Below are 19,811 nucleotides of genomic sequence, written 5' to 3' on the forward strand. Positions count from 1 at the left end.
GGCCATCATCCCTTGAGCCCCGTGAGCGTGACGCCCTCGACGAAGTACCGCTGCAGCACGAAGAACAGGACGATGATCGGCAGGATCACCACGAGCGAGGCGGCCATGAGGAGCCCCCACTGCGCGGTGTACGTGCTCTGGAACGTGGCCAGGCCGAGCGCCAGGGTGAAGTTCGAGTCGTCGGTCAGGTACAGCAGTGGGCCGAGGAAGTCGTTCCAGACGCCGATGAAGGTGAAGATCACGACGACCACTGTCACCGGCTTGGCGAGCGGCATGATGATCCGCCAGTAGACCGTCCACGGGTTCGCCCCGTCGATGTACGCGGCCTCGTCGAGTTCGTAGGGGATGGACAGGAAGAACTGCCGGAACAGGAAGATGTTGAACACGCCGCCGCCGGCGCCGGCGAAGAACGCCGGGACCGTCAGCGGGATGAACGTGTCCAGCGCGCCGAGTTCGCTCCACATCACGAACGTGGGGATCAGGGTCACCGCGTACGGCAGCATCACGCCGCTGAGCAGCAGCCCGAAGACCACGTTCCGGCCCCGCCAGCGCAGCCGGGCGAAGCTGAACGCGCTCAGCGAACAGGTGATCACGGTGCCGGTCACCACGAACAGCTCGATGATCATCGTGTTCAGGAAGTAGCGCGCGAACGGTTGCGCCGTCAGCGCCTGCGGGAAGTTCTCCCAGGCGAACGGGTCCGGGATCCACGCCGGCGGGCTCGAGAAGATCTGCGCGTCCGTCATCAGCGCACTGCGGATGAGCCAGACGAACGGCACGATCATCACGATGGCGCCGAAGGCGAGGACCAGCCAGAGGCCGGCCCGCGTCAGACCGCGTGCTTCACCGACGCGGGTGCGGGGCGAACGGCCCCGGCGCTGCACCGCGGTCGCCGTCGGCGCCGACGGGTTCTTCGGCCCGGGGGTCAGGACGCCGGTCATCGCGCGTCTCCCATCTCGTAGAACACCCAGCTGCGTGCGTTCCGGAACAACACCACGGTGACCACCATGACGATCAGGAAGAGCACCCACGCGAGCGCGCTCGCGTACCCCATCTCGCTGTCCGTGAAGGCCTTCGTGTACAGGTAGTAGATGTAGAAGAGCGTGGCGTTGTTCGGCCCGCCCTCCGTCATCACGTAGGCCTGGTTGAAGACCTGGAACGTCCCGATGACACCGGTGACCAGGTTGTAGAAGATGACCGGCGTCATGAACGGCCAGGTCACGTGGCGGAACTTCGCCCAAGCGCCGCCGCCGTCAAGGGCGACCGCCTCGTACAACTGGCCCGGCACCCCCTGCAGACCCGCCAGGAAGATGACCATGGCGTTCCCGAAGCCCCAGGTGGCCATGATCACCAGCGACGGGATCGCCGTCGACTCCGAGTAGAGCCAGTTGGACGTGGGCAGGCCGACCGAGCGCAGGATCGTGTTGAACAGCCCGAAGTCCGGGTTGAAGATCCAGATCCACAGAACCGCGCTGGCCACCGCCGGCACGAGGGTCGGCAGGTAGTACACGGTGCGCCACAGGGACTGCCCGCGGAAGCTCTGGTTCACCAGCAACGCGACCACGAACCCGACGAACAGGGTCAGTGGCACGGCCGCCAGCGTGTAGTAGGTGGTGACCCCGAGGGACTTCCAGAACAGTGGGTCGTCGGCCATCTCGACGTAGTTGCCGAACCCGATGAACTGCGGGTCACCGCCGATCTGCCAGTCCGTGAGGCTGAAGATCAGCGAGGCGACCATGGGCCCGATCGTGAAGATGGCGAAACCGAGGATCGCGGGGAGTGCGAGCAGCACCCCCCAGCGCGCCTCGCCGCGCCCGAGGCGTCGGCGCGGACCACCCGGCGGACCGGGCGGCGCCTTGCGCGTCGGCGCCCGGTCCACTGTCGTGGTGGTCATTGCGGAGCGGAGGGGTAGACGCCCTGGAGCATGCCGTCGTTGAGTTGGGCGGCGAGCTCACCCATGACGGTCGCGACGTCCTCCTCGCCGGTCTGGATGCGTTCGGTCGTGGAGGTGATGAGCCGGTCGATCTCCTCGACGTTGCGTAGCTTCTGGGTGAAGTAGGTCTGCGAGTTCTCGAGCGTGTAGTCGATGACGGCGGTCTTGTACTCCGGCGGATGCGCGTCGTTGTCCGTCCACGAGGCGATCGCCTCGGGATCGGTGTAGTACTTCTCCTCGAGCGGCATCCAGAGCCCGCTGCTGAACAGGTCGACCTGATCCGGATCGGACTGGAACGCGTACAGCTCGAGCGCCTGCTCCACGTACTCGGTGTCCGCGAAGATCGCCGTCGGTCCGCCCATCGCGGTCGTCTTGGGCGTGCCGAGGCTCGGCAGCACCCCGACCCCGAAGTCGAAGTCGGCCTGTGAGACGTCCAGGAGCGCCCACTGCCCGTCGATGGCCATCCCGAGGCGCCCGGAGGCGAGCTGGACGGCCATCGACGGTGCGTTGTTGCCGAGCTGGGACGGCGACGGCGCGACCCGGTGCTCGTACATGAGGTCGACGAGCTTCTGGAACATGTCGATGGCCTCGGGGCTGTCGAGCATCGTGCGGGTACCGCTGGAGTCGACCACGTCGACACCGGCGCTCAGCAGCAGTCCGTACCAGGCCCCTGACCACATGCTCGCGAGCGTTCCGAACCTGGCCACCTGGGTTGGGTCGAACCCGGCCTCGTCCGGGCGGCGGCCGCTCTGGTCGGCCGTGAGCAGGTAGGCGTTCTCGACGTAGGTGTCCCAGTCCCACGCCTCGGCGGCCGAGGCGGGTGGCGGCTGCGCGCCCGTCTCGGCGAACGCGGCGCGGTTGTAGAAGGTGATGACCGTCTCGTTCGCGCCCTGGGTGCCGAGACACTTGTCCTCCTCCCAGTAGAAGTAGGACCCGGGCAGCCGTTGCCCCAGGCTCGGATACTCGTCGAAGTGGGGCGCGAGGTCGAGCAGCTTGCCCTGCTCCGCGAGGCGGTAGGCCATGGCCGGCTGGACGTATCCCAGGTCGGGAACATTGCCGCTCGCGACGAGCGCGTTGAGTTTCGTGTCGTAGTCGGCCGGCGTGTAGACCGGCTTGATCGTGAGGTCCTCCTGGGTGTCCTGGAAGCCGGCGAGCATGGCTTCGATGGCGTCCTGCTCACCCGTCGACCCCCAGAACATGTACTCGAACTCGTTGCCGCCGCTGCACGCGGCCAGCGATCCGCCGATGCCAACGGTGGCGGCGAGGCCACCGCCGATCTTGAGGACGTCCCGGCGGCTGAGGTTCGGTGAACCTGTCATGTCACTCTCCTTCGAGTTGATGTGGATGGATCAGTCGGTGTGCACTCAGGGCGCGACGGGCAGCCAGACCTTCATCGGTCCGATCTCGCGGTTCGCCCACATGAAGTAGGGGATGGCGACGATGTCGACGGCTGGTCCGTCCGGTGCTGCCCGGCCGTCGAGGACCACGGCGGGCACCCCGCCGAGGACGTCGCGGTGCTCGACGCGCACGTTCGCGCCGACCATGACGACGTCGTCGACGAGGACGCCCGGGACCTGGTCGACCTGCTCGATCGTGTACAGGAGCGGACCGCGCCAGAGCGCGACGGCGCCGCGTACGGCGTCGACACGGTGGTGGCCGTGCTCGGTGCGCGGGGCCATCGGCAGCCGCAGGGTGAGCCGCTGGCCGGTGTTCCAGACGCGTCGCAGGCGTGCGTAGGTGCCCGCGTCGACGGGGACGGCCACGCCGTCGACGTCCAGTTCGGCGCCCCGCGCCCAGGATGGGACCCGGATCGCGAGCTCGCGTTCGCGCCCGTCCGCCCCGGTGACCTCGACGACGACGTCACCGTCCCACGGATATCCGGTCGCGACCCGTACCGCGAGGCCGTCGCCGTCGATCTGCGCGGCGGCGAACTGGTGGATCTGGACACCGCCGTCGGTCGCCGTCGCCACGTACTGGCTGATCGTGGCGAGGGTGCGCATCAGGTTCGTCGGGCAGCAGGAGCAACCGAACCACTCGTGGCGACCGCTGGCAGCCATCCGCGAGTCGTAGGCGAGGGCACCGTCACGGACCTGGAGCGCATTGACGTAGAAGTACTTGTCGTGGTCGAGGGAGACCCCGGACAGCACGGCGTTGTAGAACTGCCGCTCGATGAGATCGGCGTACTTCGCCTCGCCCGTGGCGATCAGCAGCCGCCAGCTCCACTGGAGCGAGGCGATCGCGGCGCACGTCTCGCCGTAACCGCGGTCGGTCGGCAACTCGTACGGGTCGCCGAACGCCTCGCCCTCCCAGCGTGAGCCGAGGCTGCCGTTGACGTACATCTTCGCCTCGACCATGTTGTCCCACTGTCGCCGCAGCGCGGCCAGCAGGGCCGTGTCGCCGTTCTCGAGGGCGACGTCGGTGGCGCCGGAGGCGAAGTAGACGGCGCGGACCGCGTGGCCCTCCGGGTAGGCCGTCTCCCTGACACCGATGCGGTCACTGAAGTACACCGAGGTCCAGCCCTGCCAGGTGGGGTCGGTGAGGGTGCCGCGGCCGCGGACCTCGACGAAGTAGGTCGCGAGGTCCAGGTAGCGGCGCTCGCGGGTCACCCGGTACAGCTCCACGAGCGCCATCTCGACGAGCGGGTGGCCACAGGTCTCCTCGCGCTTGCCCCAGCCGAACGTGGTGTCGAGGTGGTCGGCGGCGCGGCGGGCGACATCGAGCAGGACGGTGCTGCCCGTGGTGCGGTACTGGGCAACGCCGGCCTGGATCATCGTGGCCATGTTGAAGATCTCGTGGTCGTAGGAGATCCATTCGTAGCGGCCCCGCCTGCCGGCGGCCTGGTTGAACGTGCTCAGGTAGCCGTCGTCGGCCTGGGCGCGGCGGACCAGGTCGGCATACTCCGTGAGCCAGCGGCCCAGGTCGGGGTCATCGCGGTGCCCGAGTTCCCACGCGACCGCCTCGAGCCACTTGAACGCCTCCCCGTCCTCGAAGACGGGGCCGGCATGGGGCGATGCCTGCTCGCGCGCCGCGGCGTGGGTGAAGTTGTCCCAGGCGCGCTCCCGCTCGAGGTGGTCGTGGCCACGGGTGACGGACACCTGCCCGTTCTCACGTTCGAGATCCGCGAGGAACCCGCTGGTCAGCCGGATGGCGCCGAGGGGGAGCGGGCGCAGCGCGGTGGCGGCGACCGGGTCGACGGGGCCGGCGCCGGCGCTGCGGAGGGTGGCCGGGCTCGGGGCGGGACGGGCATGGGGTGAGGACGAGACGCTCACGGATCTCCTTGACACGGCGATGGGACTGGTTCGGTCCGGGCGAGCAGGAGCCTGACACAGAAGGGATGATGAGCGCAACATGTTTCCGAGAGTTTCCTGTTTTGAGATGGGGTGGTTGTCGGCAGAGCCGTTCCCGGTTGTGTAGTGTTTCCGGAAACATGGGAGGCACGATGACCGCGTCGAAGAAGCGCGCAACGATCCGCGACGTCGCTGCGCGCGCGGGGGTCTCACCGGGCACGGTCTCGAAGGCCCTGAATCACAGCGGGAGCGTCAGCACCGATACGCGTGCTCGGATCGTCGCGGCGGCGGAGGAGATCGACTTCCGGCCGAACGAGCTCGCCAGGAGTGTGTTCGAACGTCGCAGCTTCACGGTCGGGATGATCACCACGGACAGCTTCGAGAGGTTCAGTGTCCCGGTGATGCTCGGCGCCGAGGATGCCCTCGGGGCCGGTCGGATCTCCGTCTTCCTCTGCGACAGCCGCGACGACCCGATCCGGGAGCGTCACTACATCGACGTGCTCATGGGTCGTCGGGTCGACGGCTTCATCGTCACCGGCCGCAGCTCGAACGTGCGGGCGCCGCTGCCCGTCGAGCCCGGCTTCCCGGTCGTGTACGCGCTCACGCCCACGGCCCGGCCCGAGGACTGTTCGATCGTTGTCGACGACACCCAGGTCGGTGCCGTCGCCGGCGAACACTTCGTGCGGATGGGGCGACGGTCCGTCGCGCACATCACCGGGCCCGAGCACTTCGACGCCGTTCAGCAGCGTTCCAAGGGGCTCGCGGGTGCGCTGGCCGCGGCCGGGCTGGAACAGGCCGGCCCGACGTATCACGGCAACTGGAGCGAGGCCTGGGGCCACCAGGCGGCACAGATGGTGCTGCGCGCCAGCCCCGACGTCGACGCGATCTACTGCGGCAGCGACCTGATCGCCCGTGGCGTCCTCGACGGGCTTCGGGATCTGGGCCGCGCCGTGCCGGACGAGATCGCCGTCATCGGCACCGACAACTGGGAGGTCATCGCCACCGGTGCGCGGCCCGCCATGACCACGATCGACACGCAGCTCACGCAGATCGGCCGGCTGGCGGCGCAGCGGCTCCTCGATGCGATCGCGGGCCGGCCCCACTCCGGCACCGAACGCGTGCCCGGCCGCCTGGTGCTGCGCGGCTCCACGAACTGAGGATCAGGTGCGGGCCGAGCCCGCCCTGCGTCGTGATTGCAGACGCCGGGCGTGGCGGCCCGTCACCGCCACGCCCGGCAGTCTGCTTCACCGGCGCCGAAGCGCCGAACCCGCTCCCGTAGGGAACGGACATCCATGAGGAGGCCGGTACCGGCCTCCTGATACATCCCCCGATGAACCAGCACCGACCTCCTGAAAACTAGCCGTCGGCTGGGCCCGGTGGCGATGGGGCGTTCTCCCCATGCCTCCCGGACCGCCGGTGGTCAGACGCGGATCACCAGCTTGCCGCGGGTATGTCCGCGTTGGTTCTCCACGAGCGCGGCCGCGGCCTCCTCGAGCGGATAGACCCGGGCGACCTCCACCCGGAGCGCGCCGGAGTCGGCGAGCTCGGCGAGCTCGCGCAGGTCGGTGGTGTCCGGCCGGGCCCAGACGTACTGGCCGCCGTAGGTGTCCCGGGCGGCGGCGTCGGTGATCGATCCGATCGTGCCGCCGGCGCGCAGCAGCGCCGGTGTGTCGTCCAGGGTGCCGCCGACCAGGTCGAGGATCACGTCCACGCCCTCGGGTGCCAGGGCGCGCACGCGCTCGACCAGGCCGTCGCCGTAGGCCACCGGCTCGGCCCCCAGTGAGCGCAGGAAGTCATGGTTCGCGGGCGAGGCCGTGCCGATCACGTAGGCCCCGCGCGCGAGCGCGATCTGAACGGCGAACGCCCCGACGCCGCCCGCGGCGGCGTGCACCAGGACGCTTCGGCCGGGCCCGACGGCGGTGCGTCGGACCAGCTGGAGGGCGGTGAGCCCGGCGAGGGGTACTCCGGCCGCCTCCTCCCAGGTCAGGGAGGTCGGCTTGTGGGCGAGGGTCCGCACCGGCGCGGCCACGTACTCGGCGAACGTGCCGCCGGAGATGACGTCCGTACGCACGTAGCCGTACACCTCGTCGCCGACGGCGTAGTCGGGAGTGTCCAGCCCGAGCCGCTCCACCACGCCGGCCACGTCCCACCCGGGTACGACCGGGAAGTGAGCGGCGACGAACGAGTCGAGGTATCCCTCGCGGGCCTTCCAGTCGACCGGATTCACGGCCGCCGCCCGGACCCGGATCAGCACGGAGTCCGGCCCGACCAGCGGCATCGGGTGGTCCTCGGTGAGCTCGAGGACGTCGGGTCCGCCGTAGCGGGAGTAGGTGATCGCTCGCATACTTCGTCAACGTAGTACCCCTGCAGAACTCCGGCACCGCAACGGCCGGACCGCGGCGCCCGGATGACCGGAGCGCGGGCGTCGGTGACGGCCCGGACCGAGGCAACGCTCCGCCGTCGGGTAGCGTGAACGCGACCGGAGTGACCATGGCGAGGGCCCCACGAGGCCCGCACGGTCGCCACAACGGGGAGGGGGCGCGGGTGCGAGACGATGCCGGCCCGAAGCGGGCCAGGAAGAACAAGCCCGGCGACGACAGTCCGCTCAAGCCACAACGGCCGTGGCAGGTGCTGAGCCGGTCGATCTTCCGGATCGAGACCGGACCTGCGGGTGAGGTCCACGAGTACGCCGTGGACGTGGACCACTTCGATCTCGACGAGAAGGTGGCGCTCTACCGCGACGGCCGCCAGCACCTCGTCGCAGGCACGCCGGCCACGTTCGTCGTCCCGGGCGGCGCGATCGAGGTCGCGCGGTCGACCTTCGGGGTCAGCCGGATGCACCTGGTCGCGGACTCCGGCGAGGAGCGCGTGCTTGCACCGGACCGGCACAGCGCGGAGTACTGGCGGCTGGTCCTCGACCGCCGTCACCCCCGCCTGAGCAGGTGGATCGGACGAGTGGCCATCGGCATCCTCGTGGTGGGACTCGTGCTGTTCGTGCCGCAGCTGCTCGAACTCGTCAGCGGCATCGATGTGGTCGCCGAGAACGTCGGCACCTTCACCTCGCCCATCTCGCTGCCGGCCTGGCTGAACGTCACCCTCCTCGTCGCCGGGATCCTCGCGTCGACCGAGCGGGCGCTCACCCTGCGCAACCACTGGCTGCTCGACCTCGATACGTGGTGGCTCGGCTGAGTCGACGACCGGCGTGGCGTGGCCTCAGTCCTCCGCCGGATCCTTCTCGGCGTCCTCATGAGTGGGGTGCTCCGTACCCGGCTCGTGATCCGGGGGCCCGTAGAGGGCGTAGAGCTTCAGGGGCTCGTCGCCGGTGTTGATGACGTTGTGCCAGGTGCCCGCCGGTACCAGGATCACGTCGTCATCCTTGACGTCCCGCACGAACGGGAGATCGTCCTCGGCGGGCCCCATCTCGGTGCGTCCGGTGCCCGTCTCGACCCTCAGGAACTGGTCGTTCTCCTCGTGCACCTCGAGGCCCACGTCGTCGCCCACGTCGATGCTCATCACCGTGAGCTGAAGGTGCTTGCCGGTCCAGAGGGTGCGGCGGAACTCGGTGTTCTCGACGGTCTCGGTCTCGATGTCGACGACGTAGGGTTCACCGCCATGATCCGTGGCGGTGGTGTAGGGCTCGTCCTTCGTCCGGTTCTCGTTCATGCCGACCTCCTCGGTGCTCGTTGGCCGAGAGGGTCCCGGCGTCATCAGCGTAGGCAGGCAGCACGGAGATCGCCTGCGGAACCCACGCGTGCGCGGTCCTCCCGACGGGCAGGACGAAAGACTGGCACGCTCCGAACGGCTCAGAGCCAGCCGCGGTCCTCGGCGATCCGGACCGCGGCGGCGCGGTTGGCGGCGCCGGTCTTGCCGATCGCGGCCGAGAGATGGTTGCGGACGGTGCCCTGGGAGAGGAACAGGCGGCTCGCGATCACGGCCACCGAGGCCCCGTCCCTCGCGGCGCGGAGCACGTCGGTCTCCCGCGCCGTCAGGGGCGAGCGGCCCTCGATCAGGCTGTCCGTGGCCAGCGTCGGGTCCACCACTCGCAGCCCCGCGGCCACGCGCCGGACCGCGTCGGCGAGCTGGGCGGCGGGGGTGTCCTTGACCACGAAGCCGTGTGCCCCGGCGGCCAGGGCCCGGCTCAGGAAGCCCGGCCTTCCGAACGTGGTGACGATCAGCACGCGCACCTGCGGCAGTTCACGGCGCAGCTGTTCGGTGGCCGTGATGCCGTCCATGCCTGGCATCTCCACGTCCAGGAGCGCCACGTCGGGCCGGTGCAACCGGGCGGCTGGCAGCACCTCGTCTCCGGAGCCCACCTCGGCGACGACCTCGAGGTCGGACTCCAGCCCGAGCAGGGCGGCGAGGGCGCCGCGCACGAGCGACTGGTCGTCGGCGAGCAACAGCCTGATCGGGGTCACCGGCCCACCACCCGGAGCCGGAACCCGGACGCCGTCGACTCGGTGATCACCCGAGCGCCCACGGCGGCGGCCCGTTCGCGCAGCCCGCTGAGCCCGTGACCGCCGGAGCCGGCGTCCTCCGGTGCGCCGCGGCCGTCGTCGCCGATCTCGACGGTGTCCGCGGTCAGGGTCACCGTGCAGGTGTCTGCCCGGCTGTGCCGGATCACGTTCGTGATCCCCTCCCGGACCGTCCAGGCGAACAGGTCCCGGAGCCTGGCCGGGACCTCCTCGACCGACGACGGCAGGTCGGCGTGGATGCCGGCGGCCCGCAGCGCGGTCCGGGCCTGGGCGATCTCGCCGGCCAGAGTCAGGTCCCGGTAGCCGGTCACGGTCCGGCGCACGTCTGCGAGGGCATCCCGGGAGAGCCGCTCGACGTCGGCCATCTCCGCGCCGGCCCGCGCCTGATCGATCGGCAGCAGACGCTGCGCCAGCTCCGCCTTCACGGTGATGACGGTGAGCGAGTGGCCGAGGATGTCGTGCAGATCCCGGGCGAAGGCGTTGCGCTGCTCCTCCAGGGCCAGCCGGGCGTTCTCCTCGCGGATCCGCAGGAGCTCGATGTTGCGGTTGATCGCCATCGTCAGCCCCCACACCGCGAGCGCGGCGACCCCGGTGCCGAACAGCAGGCCGCGGTCCACCTCCCAGCCCGGGACCAGGATCGTGGCGAGGTACGTCGCGACCAGGATCGCGCCCACGCCAGCCCAGGCCCACCAGCCGGGCAGGCACATGACGGCGATCACCGCCAGGTACACCGCGGTGGTCGTGCCGACCTGGCCGAGGCTGAGGCAGATGACGATCGCCAGGGCGACCTCCACCGCGAGGGCCGCGACCGCCGTCGACCGGCGTGCGAAGGGCCGGAACGGCCCACCGGGACGGCGCCGGAACCGCAGCGCGAAGAACACGCCCATGTAGACGGCCGCGAAGGCCACGGTGGCCACGAGACCGACCCACCCGGCCACGGTATCCCGCCGGCTCCAGGCCACCTCCAGCGGGTTGAGGAGGTAGAACAACCACACCGCGGCGAACACGACGCCCCACCGGCGTGGGCCGGTCGGGGCGTCGCTGCTCGGGCGGTCGGCGGTCACGACCGTCACCGTAGTCCCACCGCTGGGTCAGACCCGCGCCGTGTCGCGGCTCATCCGCCACGCGGCGCCCGCCACGAAGATCGCGAGCCAGACCACGGCGTTCACCACGGCGTACCAGGGCAGGTCGCCGGTCAGGACCGACCGGGCGATCTCCGCCACGCCGAACATCGGCGTGAACGACGCGATGTGCCACATCAGGGTGCCCTGCGTGATCGGGATGAACACGTTGCCGAGGAACGCGAACAGCGCCAGCCCGGGCCCGAGGATCTGCATCGCGTTCTCGCTCGGCACCAGGTAGCCGACGAAGACGCCGAGCGCCGCGAACACGAGCGTGCAGATGAGGGTCAGGAACGCGCTCGCGATCCAGGTGCCGAGGTCCATCGACGGCTTGCCCTGGGCCACGCCCGCGAGGTTGACGACCAGGATCGCGAGCGCGCCGAGGGTCACGGCGAGCAGCGCCTTGGTGAGGATGTACGCCGTCGGGCTCAGCGGCGTGAGCCGCAGCTGCCGCGACCAGCCCTGCGCCCGTTCCACGGCGACCATGGCGCCGGCCGAGGCGGCCGTGAGCGCGGCGCCGTAGAAGGCCATCGACACCATCACGTAGGCGGCCACGTTCCCGCGGCCCACCGATGTGTCCCAGTCGGTCTGGCTGCCGAACGCGAGGAACAGGGCGATCGGGAACACGAGCGTGAAGATGATGGTGCGCCGGTTCCGCAGGGTCCGGCGCAGCTCGATGCCGAGCATGGTCGAGTTGAAGCCGCCCAGCGGCGGCACGCGACGGGTGTCGGGGTCGAAGTGGTCGGCCGCTGGTTCGGTCGTGGTGGTCATCGCAGGTTCCCGTCGGTGTCGTTGTTGCTGCCGGTCAGGCGCAGGAACGCCTCTTCGATGCCCTTCGTGACGATCTCCAGGTCCGTCGCGTCGGTCTGGTTGAGCAGGTAGCGGGCGACGGCGTCACTGTCGCCGGCGTGGACGGTCAGCTGGTCGCCGGTCAGGTTGACGGAGTCGACGCCGGCGATCGACGCGATCGACGCCGTGTCGGCGTCGTGGACGCGGGCGCGGATGGTGCGCCCCGAGGCGAGCGCCTTGATCTGCGGGCCGCTGCCGTCCGCCACGATGCGCCCCTGGCTGACCAGCACGATCCGGTCGGCGTACTGATCCGCCTCCTCGAGGTAGTGGGTGGCGAACAGCACGGTGCGTCCGGTCTCGGCGTCGCGGCGGATCGAGCTCCAGAACGCGCGGCGGCCCTCGACGTCCATGCCGGTGGTCGGCTCGTCGAGCAGCAGCAGGGCCGGGTTGGACAGCAGCGCCATCGCGAACCGCAGCCGTTGCTGCTCCCCGCCCGAGCACTTGGCGACCTTGCGGTCCGCGATGGCCGTGATTCCGGCGGTGTCGAGGACCTCGGCGACGGGCCGGGTGTCCGCGAACAGGCTGGCGGTGTAGGCGACGGTCTCGGCGACCGTCAGGTCCTTGAGGAGGCCGCCGGTCTGCATGACGGCGGAGACCAGACCACGCGCGATGGCGTGACGGGGCGTCAGGCCGAGCACCCGGACCTCGCCCGAGGTGGGCTGGCTCAGCCCGAGGATCATGTCGATGGTGGTGGTCTTGCCCGCCCCGTTCGGGCCGAGGAAGGCGACCACCTCGCCGGGGTGGATCTCCAGGTCGATGCCGCGCACGGCGGGGACCGAGCCGAAGTTCTTGGTCACCCCGGCGAGGCTGACGGCGGCCCGCCGGGTCTTCAGGAGTGTTGTCGAGGTCATGCCTCAAGCCTGCGGCGGCGCCCTCCCGCGTGCCTGCGCCGGTCGTCACGATCGGGGCATGACATTTGTCAGGCGTCTACTTGCGGATGACCTTCTCGATCGACATCACGAGGATCACGCGGTCCGCGGAGTCCGGCGGGGCCGGGGTGTCCGCGTCCCCGTAGCGGGCGCCGAGGACCTGGTAGAACGCACCGGCCGGGTCCGGGACGACCTCGGTGAGCCGGCCGCGCACGGAGATGAACCGGTACGGGTCGGCCGGGTCGGGGACCGAGAGGGCCATGCCCGGGTTCGCCTGCAGGTTGCGGTACTTCGCGCGCTTGGTCGTGTGCGTGAACTTGAGGACGCCGTCCTCATGGAGGAACCACATCGGCTCCACCTGCGGGGTCCCGTCCGGGCGCACGGTGGCCAGGTGGCCCACGTTCGGGTTCTCGATGAGGTCGGTCAGGTCTTCGGGGATCGGTGCCATGGCCGCCAGCCTAACGACCGGCGACCCGGGGTCTCAGTGGTGGTGTCCGTGCCGGCCGAGAGTGTCCACGGGGCCGGCGCCGGGACGGGTCCACTGCGGAACCGGGCGGCTGGTGTCGCCCCATGTGGAGTTCCCGTCGGCGTCCGTGCGCCAGTACCAGCAGGCGTGCTGCCCCTGCGGCCAGCCGTCCGGGTTGTCCTCCCACGCCTCGCCACGGCCGTAGGGGGTCATGTCGAGCAGGTGGAACGGGCCGTACACCTCGGTGCCTCGGCCGGTCGTCGAGTAGGTGAGGTGGACGCGGTCGCCGTCGCGCAGGAAGAACGCGAGGTTGCCCATCTCGCCGCCGATCGGGGCGTCCAGGCCGTGCACCGAGTACCACGGCTGGGTGTAGCCCATGAATGCGACGTAGGGGGCCACCTCCTCCCAGACGCCCGTGGTCACGATGGCCATCGAGACGCCCCGGGAGTTGAGATAGACGCCGTCCCTCAGGTGCCATGCGGCAATGGTGCAGCCCTCGCACTGCCCCTGGTGCGGGGCGCCGTCGTGCCACATGTGCTGATAGAGCATGAGCTCGTCGCGGCCCTCGAAGAGGTCCAGGAACGGGACCGGACCGTCCGGCCCGACGACCTCGACGGTCCCGTCGATCTCCACCATGGGCAGCCGGCGACGGGCCGCGGCGATGGCGTCCCCGGTATGGGTGTGTGCCTTCTCGCGGACCAGGAGGTCGTCCCGCGCCGCCTGCCAGGTGGTCAGGTCGACGACGGGCGGGCGGGCCGGCTTTCCGGGTCCGGTGGCGGTGTGCTCTGGCGTGGTGGTCATGAGGTCCTCCGTGATCTCTTGTGCCGGGGCGACGGCGCGCGGCTGCCCTCCGGCGCTCATCGGGTACAGACTCGCGGCCCGGCCGGAACTCATCGCCTGCCCGTCGGCCTCGTCCGGACCGGCGTGGTCAAGGTCACAGGAGGTCACCCCTCGGACTCATTGCACTGAGTGCATCGGTGCACTTAGTGTCATCAAGTGCTCCCCATCCCACCCGGCGGCGACCGCCGTGCCGCGCTCAAGGCGCGTCATCGGCGCGCGATCATCGACGCGGCCGCCGCGCTGATCGACGAGACCGGGGTCGCCACGTTCACCGTGGACGAGTTGGCGGTCCGCGCGGACGTCTCCCGCCGCACGGTCTTCAACCACTTCGCCTCGATCGACGAGATCGTCACCACCGTCTGCAGCGAGGTGCTCGGCGGGGTTCTGGACGAGTTCACCGCTACCCCGACCACCGCGACCGGCGACATGTTCGACGAGGTCGTCGAGGTACTGCGCGCCACCGACCTGGTGCCGCCGATGGCGTACCTGACCCGCGTGATCGGGATGGAGGATCCGGTCGCCTCCCCCCGCCAGGCCGTGATGCTGCTGAGCACGTTCACCGACATCAGCGAGCGGCTCTCGGAGGAACTCACCCGTCGCCATCCCCGGACCGAACTGCTCGACATCCACCTCATGGTGAGCGCGCTCTTCGGTGGCCTCGTGGTGCTGCACCGGTACTGGTTCGAAGCCACCGGGGCCGCCGTGGACGACGAGTCCCGGCGCGTCTGGTCAGAACTGCTCGAACGACTCATCGCCGCGACCCGCAACGGCCACCGCTCCACCGACACCCCCAGCTGACCACGAGCCCAAGGAATCCCCATGGCTGAACTCCTCTATCGCCTCGGCCGCTTCGCGGCGCGCCGGGCCCGCACCGTGATCGCCGTCTGGCTCGCCATCCTGGTGATCGCCGGTGGCGCGTTCGCGGTGGCGGGCGGCACCCTCGCGACCAGCATCTCCATCCCCGGCACGCCGACCACCACGGTCACCGACCGGCTCGCGGACGAGTTCCCCGAGGCCTCCGGCGGCACCGGCACGGTCGTGCTGCAGACCGAGGACGGAACCCCGTTCACGGCCGAGCAGCGCGCCCAGATCGAGGAGCGGCTCGCCGAGGCGGGCGACGTCGACGGCGTCACGACCGTGATCGACCCGTTCGTGACCGAGGAGCAGCGCGCCGCGCAGCAGGCCGAGATCGAGGGCGGCCTCGCCCAACTCGAGCTGGCCGCGGCGCAGGGCGAGACCCCCGAGCTCGCGGCCCAGCGGGCCGGCCTGGAGATGGGTGCGGCGCTGCTCGAGATGGCCGCCGAGACCCGTCAGGTCTCCTCCGACGGCGCGACCGCGCTCGCCACGATCGCGTTCGTGGATCCGCAGCTGTCGATCCCGCAGGAGACCAAGGACGCCGTGGTCGAGGTGTTCGACGAAACGATCGACGGCGTCACGGTCGACCTCTCCTCGGACATCACCCAGGGCATCCCGGAGCTGTTCGGCGTCGGCGAGGTGCTCGGCCTGCTGGTCGCCGCCGTCGTCCTGATCGTCATGCTCGGCACCCTCATCGGTGCCGGGCTGCCGATCCTCACCGCGCTGATCGGCGTGGGCATCGGCGCGCTCGCCTCGTTGTCCCTGTCCGGCGTGGTCGAGATGGTGTCCGTCACCCCGGTGCTCGGGCTCATGCTCGGGCTCGCGGTCGGGATCGACTACTCCCTGTTCATCATCAACCGGCACCGACGCCAGCTCAAGCACGGCGAGGAGTTGCACGCCTCGATCGGGCTCGCGAACGGCACCTCCGGCAACGCGGTCGTGTTCGCCGGCGCGACCGTGCTGATCGCGCTGCTCGCGCTGAACATCACCGGGATCCCGTTCCTCGGCCTGATGGGCACCGTCGGTGCGTTCTGCATCCTGGTCGCGGTGCTCATCGCGATCACGCTGACCCCGGCGCTGCTCCGCCTGGTCGGTACCCGGATCCTGTCCCGCAGGGAGCGGGCGGCGCTCGCTGCCGGCACCAAGGACGGCACCAGCACGGCCGTCCCGGCCGCACCGCAGCCGATGTCCACCGCCCGGGCGATCGGTCGCGTGGTGATCGGGATCGCGGCGCTGGTGATCATCGCGCTGCCCGCCCTCGATCTGCGCTTGAACCTGCCCGACGGTTCCACGGAGTCCGCCGACTCCACGCAGTACCGCGCCTACACGACCATCGCCGAGGAGTTCGGCGAGGGCCGCAACGGCACGCTACTCGTCGTCGCGGACCTGCCCGAGGGTGCGAGCGAGCAGGATGCGCTGCTCGCGCAGGTCGAGATCGGCCAGGCCCTGTTCGCCCAGGAGGACGTGGTCGCGGTCGCGCCGATCGGGACCTCGGAGGACTTCAGCGTCATCGCCTTCCAGGTGATCCCTGCCGAAGGGCCGACCAGTGAGTCCACCGAGACCCTCGTCCACACCCTGCGGGACGCCTCACCTATCGAGGGCGTCTACGAGATCGGGGTGGCCGGCTCCGCGAGCGGCAACATCGACATCTCGGAGAAGCTGGCCGACGCGCTGCCGATCTACCTGGCCGTGGTGGTCGGGCTCTCCCTGCTCATCCTGATCCTGGTGTTCCGGTCGATCTTCGTGCCGGTCATCGCCACCCTCGGGTTCATCCTGTCCTACTTCGCCGCGCTCGGCGGAGTGGTCGCGATCTACCAGTGGGGCTGGCTCGCCCCAGTCTTCGGGGTGGACAGTCCCGGCCCGATCCTGAACTTCCTGCCGACGATCCTGGTCGGCATCCTGTTCGGCCTGGCGATGGACTACATGCTGTTCCTCGGAACCGGAATGCGTGAGGCCTACGCCCACGGTGCCCCGGCGCGGGTCGCCGTGGTGCAGGGCGTGCGGGCGGGCCGGACCGTGGTCACCGCTGCCGCGATCATCATGATCTCGGTCTTCGGCGGGTTCGTGTTCTCGCACAGCGCGATGATCCGGCCGATCGGCTTCGCGTTGGCGTTCGGGGTGCTCGTCGACGCGTTCGTGGTGCGGATGCTGATCATCCCCGCCCTGATGCACCTGGCCGGCGACAAGGCCTGGTGGCTACCCCGCTGGCTGGAGAAGATCCTGCCGGACGTCGACGTCGAGGGTGCCAAGCTCGAGCGCCGTCACGGCCACGACGCCGAGGTAACCGACTCCTCGTCCGAGGACGAGGCGCCCGACGGCGACGCGGACCCCGCGCGTGAAGGCGCCCCGGTCTCCGGCTGAGCCGAGCGAGAACGACGCCCGACGGCGCCCCGTCCTTCCCAGGGCGGGGTGCCGTCCTCGTATTGACAGTGCAAGGTAGATCAACAAGTATTGAGGCAATGAAGACTGAGCGAGTTGCCGAGATTGCGCGACGGGCGGCGCTGCACGCAGCGCTGGCGGATCCGGCGCGGCTGCAGATCGTGGACGTGCTGGCGCTCGGCGATGCGGCGCCGTCGGAGCTTGCCGAGCTGCTGGGCGTCGGGTCAAACCTGTTGGCCCATCACCTGAAGGTGCTCGAGCGGGAGGGCCTGGTGGTCCGGACCAGGTCGGAGGGGGACGGGCGCCGCTGGTACGTACGGCTGGTGCCCGAGGCCCTGGCCGCGGTGCAGGTGCGGCCGGTGCGGGAGGTGGCGCGGGTGCTGTTCGTGTGCACCGCGAACTCCGCCCGCTCACACCTGGCCACGGCGGTCTGGCGCCGGGTCAGCACGGTTCCCACGGCCTCCGCCGGCACCCACCCCGCCGGGCGGATCGCCCCGGGCGCGATGGCTGCGGCCCGGCGCCACGGCCTGGACCTGCCGGCCATCACCCCACAGCATGTCGAGGCCGTCCGGGCACTCGGCGATCTGGTGGTCACGGTCTGCGACCGAGCTCACGAGGAACTGCAGATTCCCGTCGACGTGCACTGGTCGGTGCCCGACCCGATCGGCCGTGGCACCCCGGCCGCGTTCGACGACGCCCTGGCCGACCTGGAGCGGCGGGCGAACGCCCTCGCGCCCCACCTGGCACGTCAACCGGGCTGACCGTACCCGCCAACCCGAAGGAAGTCACCACGATGACCGAGCGTCCCAGTGTCCTGTTCGTCTGCGTCCACAACGCGGGCCGCTCCCAGATGGCGGCGGCCTGGCTGTCCCACCTGTCCGGCGGTGCGATAGAGGTCCGCTCGGCCGGGTCCGCGCCGGCCGACCGGATCAACCCCTCGGTGGTGGCCGCCATGGCCGAGGTCGGCATCGACATCGCTGCCGAGCAGCCCAAGGTCCTGACCACCGAGGCCGTCCGGGCCTCGGACGTGGTCGTCACGATGGGCTGCGGGGACGCCTGTCCGATCTTCCCGGGCAAGCGCTACGAGGACTGGGAGCTGGAGGACCCGGCAGGCAGGAGCGTGGCGGCCGTGCGCCCGGTGCGCGATGAGATCCGGCGTCGTATCGAAGGGCTGATCGCCAGCCTGCAGTCCGCCAGAGCCCAACTCGAGGAGTGAGCATGAGCGTCGCCACCGTCGACCCCGCCGCCACCGAAGACCGGAGGAGAAATGCCTGACAGGGGAATGCCCGGACTGCTCAGCGCCGATCACGTCCTGCACGGGATCGCCGGTGACCTGACCACGAGGTTCGAGGGCACCTTCACCGCCGAGACCATCGAGCGGTACGTCTTCGAGTCCTACGCAGCGCTGGCGCGCAGCGCGAAGGTCACCGCCCACCTGCCGGCGGTGACCGCCCGGTTCGCCGCCGACCGGCTCACCGCGCTCGCCCAGTCGGAGGGACTGCTCCCGCACGAGGTCCCCGAGGTCCTCTTCGTCTGCGTCCAGAACGCCGGCCGGTCCCAGATGGCTGCCGCGCTGCTGGACCACCATGCCGCGGGACGGGTGCATGTCCGCTCCGCGGGGTCCACGCCCCTCGAGCGGATCCACCCCGCCGCCGTCGACGTCATGAGAGAGGTCGGGCTGGATCTCGGCAGGGAGTTCCCCAAGCCGTTGACCGATGACGTGGTGCGGGCCGCCGACGTGGTGATCACCATGGGCTGCGGCGATGCCTGCCCGATCTACCCCGGCAAGCGCTACGAGGACTGGGAACTGGCCGACCCGGCCGACGCCTCCCTCGACGCGGCCCGCCGGATCCGCGATCAGATCGACGCACGGGTTCGCACTCTGCTGGGCGAGATCCTCGCACCGGTAGGGGAGTCGGCGCACCGTTAGGGGAGTCGGCCGGCGCAACCTTGATGCCGAGGGTTGCGGTTCGGCTGGAACCTCTGCGACTCTGGCCCGGCGCGCCCGGCCGCGCCATCGGCCGCCAGCGGCCCCGATGTCGCCCGAGCACAGGAGCACCATGACGGTCGCGAACGATCCCACCCGCCGGCCCGGAGGCGCCCGGAACTGGCCGAGCACCGTGGTGCGGGCACTCGTCGTGGCATTGGTGATCAGCGCCGAGGTCTACCTGATCGTCGTGACCGGGGACCGGTACATCCCGTCGAACCACTTCAGCTACTTCACCGTGCTCAGCAACGTGTTCGCCGCCGTCCTGTTCGCCGTGTCGCTGGTGCGGCCGGTACCGGACGCCGTCCGCGGCGCGGCCGTGACGTTCCTGCTCCTCACCGGAGTCGTCGCCAACACCCTGCTGCTCAACGTGGATGTGCAGACGCCTCCCTATGCCAACGTCGTGCTGCACATGGTGGTCCCGGTCCTGGTACTGGTGGATTGGCTGATCGCGCCGCCGCGGACCCGCCTGACCGCGAAGCACCTGATCGCCTGGATGGTCATCCCGCTCGCGTACCTCGTCTACAGTCTCATCCGGGGCGCTCTGGTCGACTGGTACCCGTATCCGTTCCTGGACCCACGCGAGCAGGGCTACGGCATGGTCGCGGTCATGAGCGTCGTGGTGGCCATCGCCTTCGGGGCCTGCGCCGCGCTCGTCATCTGGTCCGGCAACCGCCTCCAGCGGCGCCGCCGGGACTCCGCGGGTGAGCCCGCTCGTGAGGCGTCGCAGCCGGGCTGACCCGGACGGGCCGCCGA

At 70.3% G+C, this 19,811-nt stretch carries 20 protein-coding genes; 8 read left to right on the forward strand and 12 right to left on the reverse strand.

All coding sequences use genetic code 11. The features are described 5' to 3' along the window. Window positions 1-5: 5 nt before the first annotated feature. The 4 genes from GKS42_RS01945 to GKS42_RS01960 are packed head-to-tail and all read right to left on the reverse strand — an operon-like array spanning window position 6 to window position 5,199. Entirely contained in the window at window positions 6-938 is a 933-nt protein-coding gene (locus GKS42_RS01945; protein ID WP_154792312.1) for a carbohydrate ABC transporter permease, read from the reverse strand. Then, the gene (locus GKS42_RS01950) at window positions 935-1,891 is read right to left on the reverse strand and encodes a carbohydrate ABC transporter permease (protein WP_154792313.1); all 957 of its coding nucleotides are present in this window, start codon (window positions 1,889-1,891) and stop codon (window positions 935-937) included. Before GKS42_RS01950 ends, GKS42_RS01945 begins: the two co-directional genes overlap by 4 nt. Continuing rightward, a complete protein-coding gene (locus GKS42_RS01955) occupies window positions 1,888-3,249 on the reverse strand; it encodes an extracellular solute-binding protein (protein ID WP_154792314.1) in 1,362 nt (453 codons plus the stop codon). The genes GKS42_RS01950 and GKS42_RS01955 overlap by 4 nt, the downstream gene beginning before the upstream one ends. A gap of 45 nt (window positions 3,250-3,294) precedes the next feature. Continuing rightward, window positions 3,295-5,199: a glycoside hydrolase family 127 protein gene (locus GKS42_RS01960; protein ID WP_154792315.1), complete on the reverse strand. Its 1,905-nt coding sequence runs from the start codon at window positions 5,197-5,199 to the stop codon at window positions 3,295-3,297. 170 nt (window positions 5,200-5,369) lie between these two features. Here GKS42_RS01960 and GKS42_RS01965 point away from each other — a divergent pair, with 170 nt between their 5' ends. Then, window positions 5,370-6,374 carry a LacI family DNA-binding transcriptional regulator gene (locus tag GKS42_RS01965; protein WP_210769288.1) on the forward strand — a complete coding sequence of 335 codons (1,005 nt, stop codon included), beginning with the start codon at window positions 5,370-5,372 and terminating at the stop codon, window positions 6,372-6,374. A 263-nt stretch (window positions 6,375-6,637) separates the two neighbouring features. Here the strand turns inward: GKS42_RS01965 and GKS42_RS01970 are convergent, their stop codons facing one another. Further along, window positions 6,638-7,561 (reverse strand): NADP-dependent oxidoreductase, encoded by a 924-nt coding sequence (locus tag GKS42_RS01970; RefSeq protein ID WP_154792316.1) that lies wholly within the window; start codon window positions 7,559-7,561, stop codon window positions 6,638-6,640. A 200-nt stretch (window positions 7,562-7,761) separates the two neighbouring features. Between GKS42_RS01970 and GKS42_RS01975 the strand changes: the two genes are divergently transcribed. After that, on the forward strand, window positions 7,762-8,406 hold the full coding sequence (locus GKS42_RS01975) for a hypothetical protein (RefSeq protein ID WP_154792317.1): 645 nt from the start codon (window positions 7,762-7,764) through the stop codon (window positions 8,404-8,406). Between the two features lie 24 nt (window positions 8,407-8,430). Here GKS42_RS01975 and GKS42_RS01980 read toward each other — a convergent pair whose 3' ends face one another. The 7 genes from GKS42_RS01980 to GKS42_RS02010 form a co-directional block, all read right to left on the reverse strand. Next, the gene (locus GKS42_RS01980; RefSeq protein ID WP_154792318.1) at window positions 8,431-8,880 is read right to left on the reverse strand and encodes a cupin domain-containing protein; all 450 of its coding nucleotides are present in this window, start codon (window positions 8,878-8,880) and stop codon (window positions 8,431-8,433) included. Window positions 8,881-9,020: 140 nt separating this feature from the next. Continuing rightward, the gene (locus GKS42_RS01985) at window positions 9,021-9,632 is read right to left on the reverse strand and encodes a response regulator transcription factor (RefSeq protein WP_154792319.1); all 612 of its coding nucleotides are present in this window, start codon (window positions 9,630-9,632) and stop codon (window positions 9,021-9,023) included. Further along, the gene (locus GKS42_RS01990) at window positions 9,629-10,753 is read right to left on the reverse strand and encodes a sensor histidine kinase (protein ID WP_154792320.1); all 1,125 of its coding nucleotides are present in this window, start codon (window positions 10,751-10,753) and stop codon (window positions 9,629-9,631) included. Before GKS42_RS01990 ends, GKS42_RS01985 begins: the two co-directional genes overlap by 4 nt. Before the next feature lie 27 nt (window positions 10,754-10,780). Continuing rightward, window positions 10,781-11,581, reverse strand: coding sequence for an ABC transporter permease (locus GKS42_RS01995; protein WP_154792321.1), 801 nt, complete (start codon window positions 11,579-11,581; stop codon window positions 10,781-10,783). Continuing rightward, complete coding sequence (locus tag GKS42_RS02000) at window positions 11,578-12,510, reverse strand: ABC transporter ATP-binding protein (protein ID WP_154792322.1); 933 nt, start codon at window positions 12,508-12,510, stop codon at window positions 11,578-11,580. Before GKS42_RS02000 ends, GKS42_RS01995 begins: the two co-directional genes overlap by 4 nt. A 76-nt stretch (window positions 12,511-12,586) precedes the next feature. Next, window positions 12,587-12,976, reverse strand: a complete 390-nt coding sequence (locus GKS42_RS02005) for a PPOX class F420-dependent oxidoreductase (protein ID WP_154792323.1) — start codon at window positions 12,974-12,976, stop codon at window positions 12,587-12,589. Window positions 12,977-13,009: 33 nt separating this feature from the next. Next, window positions 13,010-13,942, reverse strand: coding sequence for a DUF899 family protein (locus GKS42_RS02010; RefSeq protein WP_354002695.1), 933 nt, complete (start codon window positions 13,940-13,942; stop codon window positions 13,010-13,012). 48 nt (window positions 13,943-13,990) lie between these two features. On the opposite strand from GKS42_RS02010, the gene GKS42_RS02015 reads away from it, so the two are divergent. The 6 genes from GKS42_RS02015 (at window position 13,991) to GKS42_RS02040 (ending at window position 19,794) form a co-directional block, all read left to right on the forward strand. Then, window positions 13,991-14,632: a TetR/AcrR family transcriptional regulator gene (locus GKS42_RS02015; RefSeq protein ID WP_154792324.1), complete on the forward strand. Its 642-nt coding sequence runs from the start codon at window positions 13,991-13,993 to the stop codon at window positions 14,630-14,632. 21 nt (window positions 14,633-14,653) lie between these two features. Beyond that, complete coding sequence (locus GKS42_RS02020) at window positions 14,654-17,050, forward strand: MMPL family transporter (RefSeq protein ID WP_154792325.1); 2,397 nt, start codon at window positions 14,654-14,656, stop codon at window positions 17,048-17,050. Window positions 17,051-17,148: 98 nt separating this feature from the next. Continuing rightward, window positions 17,149-17,829 (forward strand): metalloregulator ArsR/SmtB family transcription factor, encoded by a 681-nt coding sequence (locus GKS42_RS02025; protein WP_154792326.1) that lies wholly within the window; start codon window positions 17,149-17,151, stop codon window positions 17,827-17,829. A 32-nt stretch (window positions 17,830-17,861) separates the two neighbouring features. Next, window positions 17,862-18,284: an arsenate reductase ArsC gene (locus GKS42_RS02030; RefSeq protein ID WP_154792327.1), complete on the forward strand. Its 423-nt coding sequence runs from the start codon at window positions 17,862-17,864 to the stop codon at window positions 18,282-18,284. A 51-nt stretch (window positions 18,285-18,335) separates the two neighbouring features. Further along, complete coding sequence (locus GKS42_RS02035) at window positions 18,336-18,998, forward strand: arsenate reductase ArsC (protein ID WP_154792328.1); 663 nt, start codon at window positions 18,336-18,338, stop codon at window positions 18,996-18,998. A gap of 130 nt (window positions 18,999-19,128) precedes the next feature. Then, window positions 19,129-19,794, forward strand: a complete 666-nt coding sequence (locus tag GKS42_RS02040; RefSeq protein ID WP_154792329.1) for a Pr6Pr family membrane protein — start codon at window positions 19,129-19,131, stop codon at window positions 19,792-19,794. Window positions 19,795-19,811: the final 17 nt, after the last annotated feature.

The sequence above is a fragment of the Occultella kanbiaonis genome (genome assembly GCF_009708215.1).
In the GTDB taxonomy this organism is placed as follows: domain Bacteria; phylum Actinomycetota; class Actinomycetes; order Actinomycetales; family Beutenbergiaceae; genus Occultella; species Occultella kanbiaonis.

Excerpts from the sequence above, each read along its gene's own strand:
- GKS42_RS02040 (WP_154792329.1), top strand. The coding sequence starts at position 19,129 with ATGACGGTCGCGAACGATCCCACCCGCCGGCCCGGAGGCGCCCGGAAC.
- GKS42_RS02035 (WP_154792328.1), top strand. The coding sequence starts at position 18,336 with ATGCCTGACAGGGGAATGCCCGGACTGCTCAGCGCCGATCACGTCCTG.
- GKS42_RS01950 (WP_154792313.1), bottom strand. The coding sequence starts at position 1,891 with ATGACCACCACGACAGTGGACCGGGCGCCGACGCGCAAGGCGCCGCCC.
- GKS42_RS01995 (WP_154792321.1), bottom strand. The coding sequence starts at position 11,581 with ATGACCACCACGACCGAACCAGCGGCCGACCACTTCGACCCCGACACC.
- GKS42_RS02000 (WP_154792322.1), bottom strand. The coding sequence starts at position 12,510 with ATGACCTCGACAACACTCCTGAAGACCCGGCGGGCCGCCGTCAGCCTC.
- GKS42_RS02030 (WP_154792327.1), top strand. The coding sequence starts at position 17,862 with ATGACCGAGCGTCCCAGTGTCCTGTTCGTCTGCGTCCACAACGCGGGC.
- GKS42_RS01945 (WP_154792312.1), bottom strand. The coding sequence starts at position 938 with ATGACCGGCGTCCTGACCCCCGGGCCGAAGAACCCGTCGGCGCCGACG.
- GKS42_RS01965 (WP_210769288.1), top strand. The coding sequence starts at position 5,370 with ATGACCGCGTCGAAGAAGCGCGCAACGATCCGCGACGTCGCTGCGCGC.
- GKS42_RS01955 (WP_154792314.1), bottom strand. The coding sequence starts at position 3,249 with ATGACAGGTTCACCGAACCTCAGCCGCCGGGACGTCCTCAAGATCGGC.
- GKS42_RS01980 (WP_154792318.1), bottom strand. The coding sequence starts at position 8,880 with ATGAACGAGAACCGGACGAAGGACGAGCCCTACACCACCGCCACGGAT.
- GKS42_RS02020 (WP_154792325.1), top strand. The coding sequence starts at position 14,654 with ATGGCTGAACTCCTCTATCGCCTCGGCCGCTTCGCGGCGCGCCGGGCC.
- GKS42_RS01970 (WP_154792316.1), bottom strand. The coding sequence starts at position 7,561 with ATGCGAGCGATCACCTACTCCCGCTACGGCGGACCCGACGTCCTCGAG.
- GKS42_RS02025 (WP_154792326.1), top strand. The coding sequence starts at position 17,149 with ATGAAGACTGAGCGAGTTGCCGAGATTGCGCGACGGGCGGCGCTGCAC.
- GKS42_RS02005 (WP_154792323.1), bottom strand. The coding sequence starts at position 12,976 with ATGGCACCGATCCCCGAAGACCTGACCGACCTCATCGAGAACCCGAAC.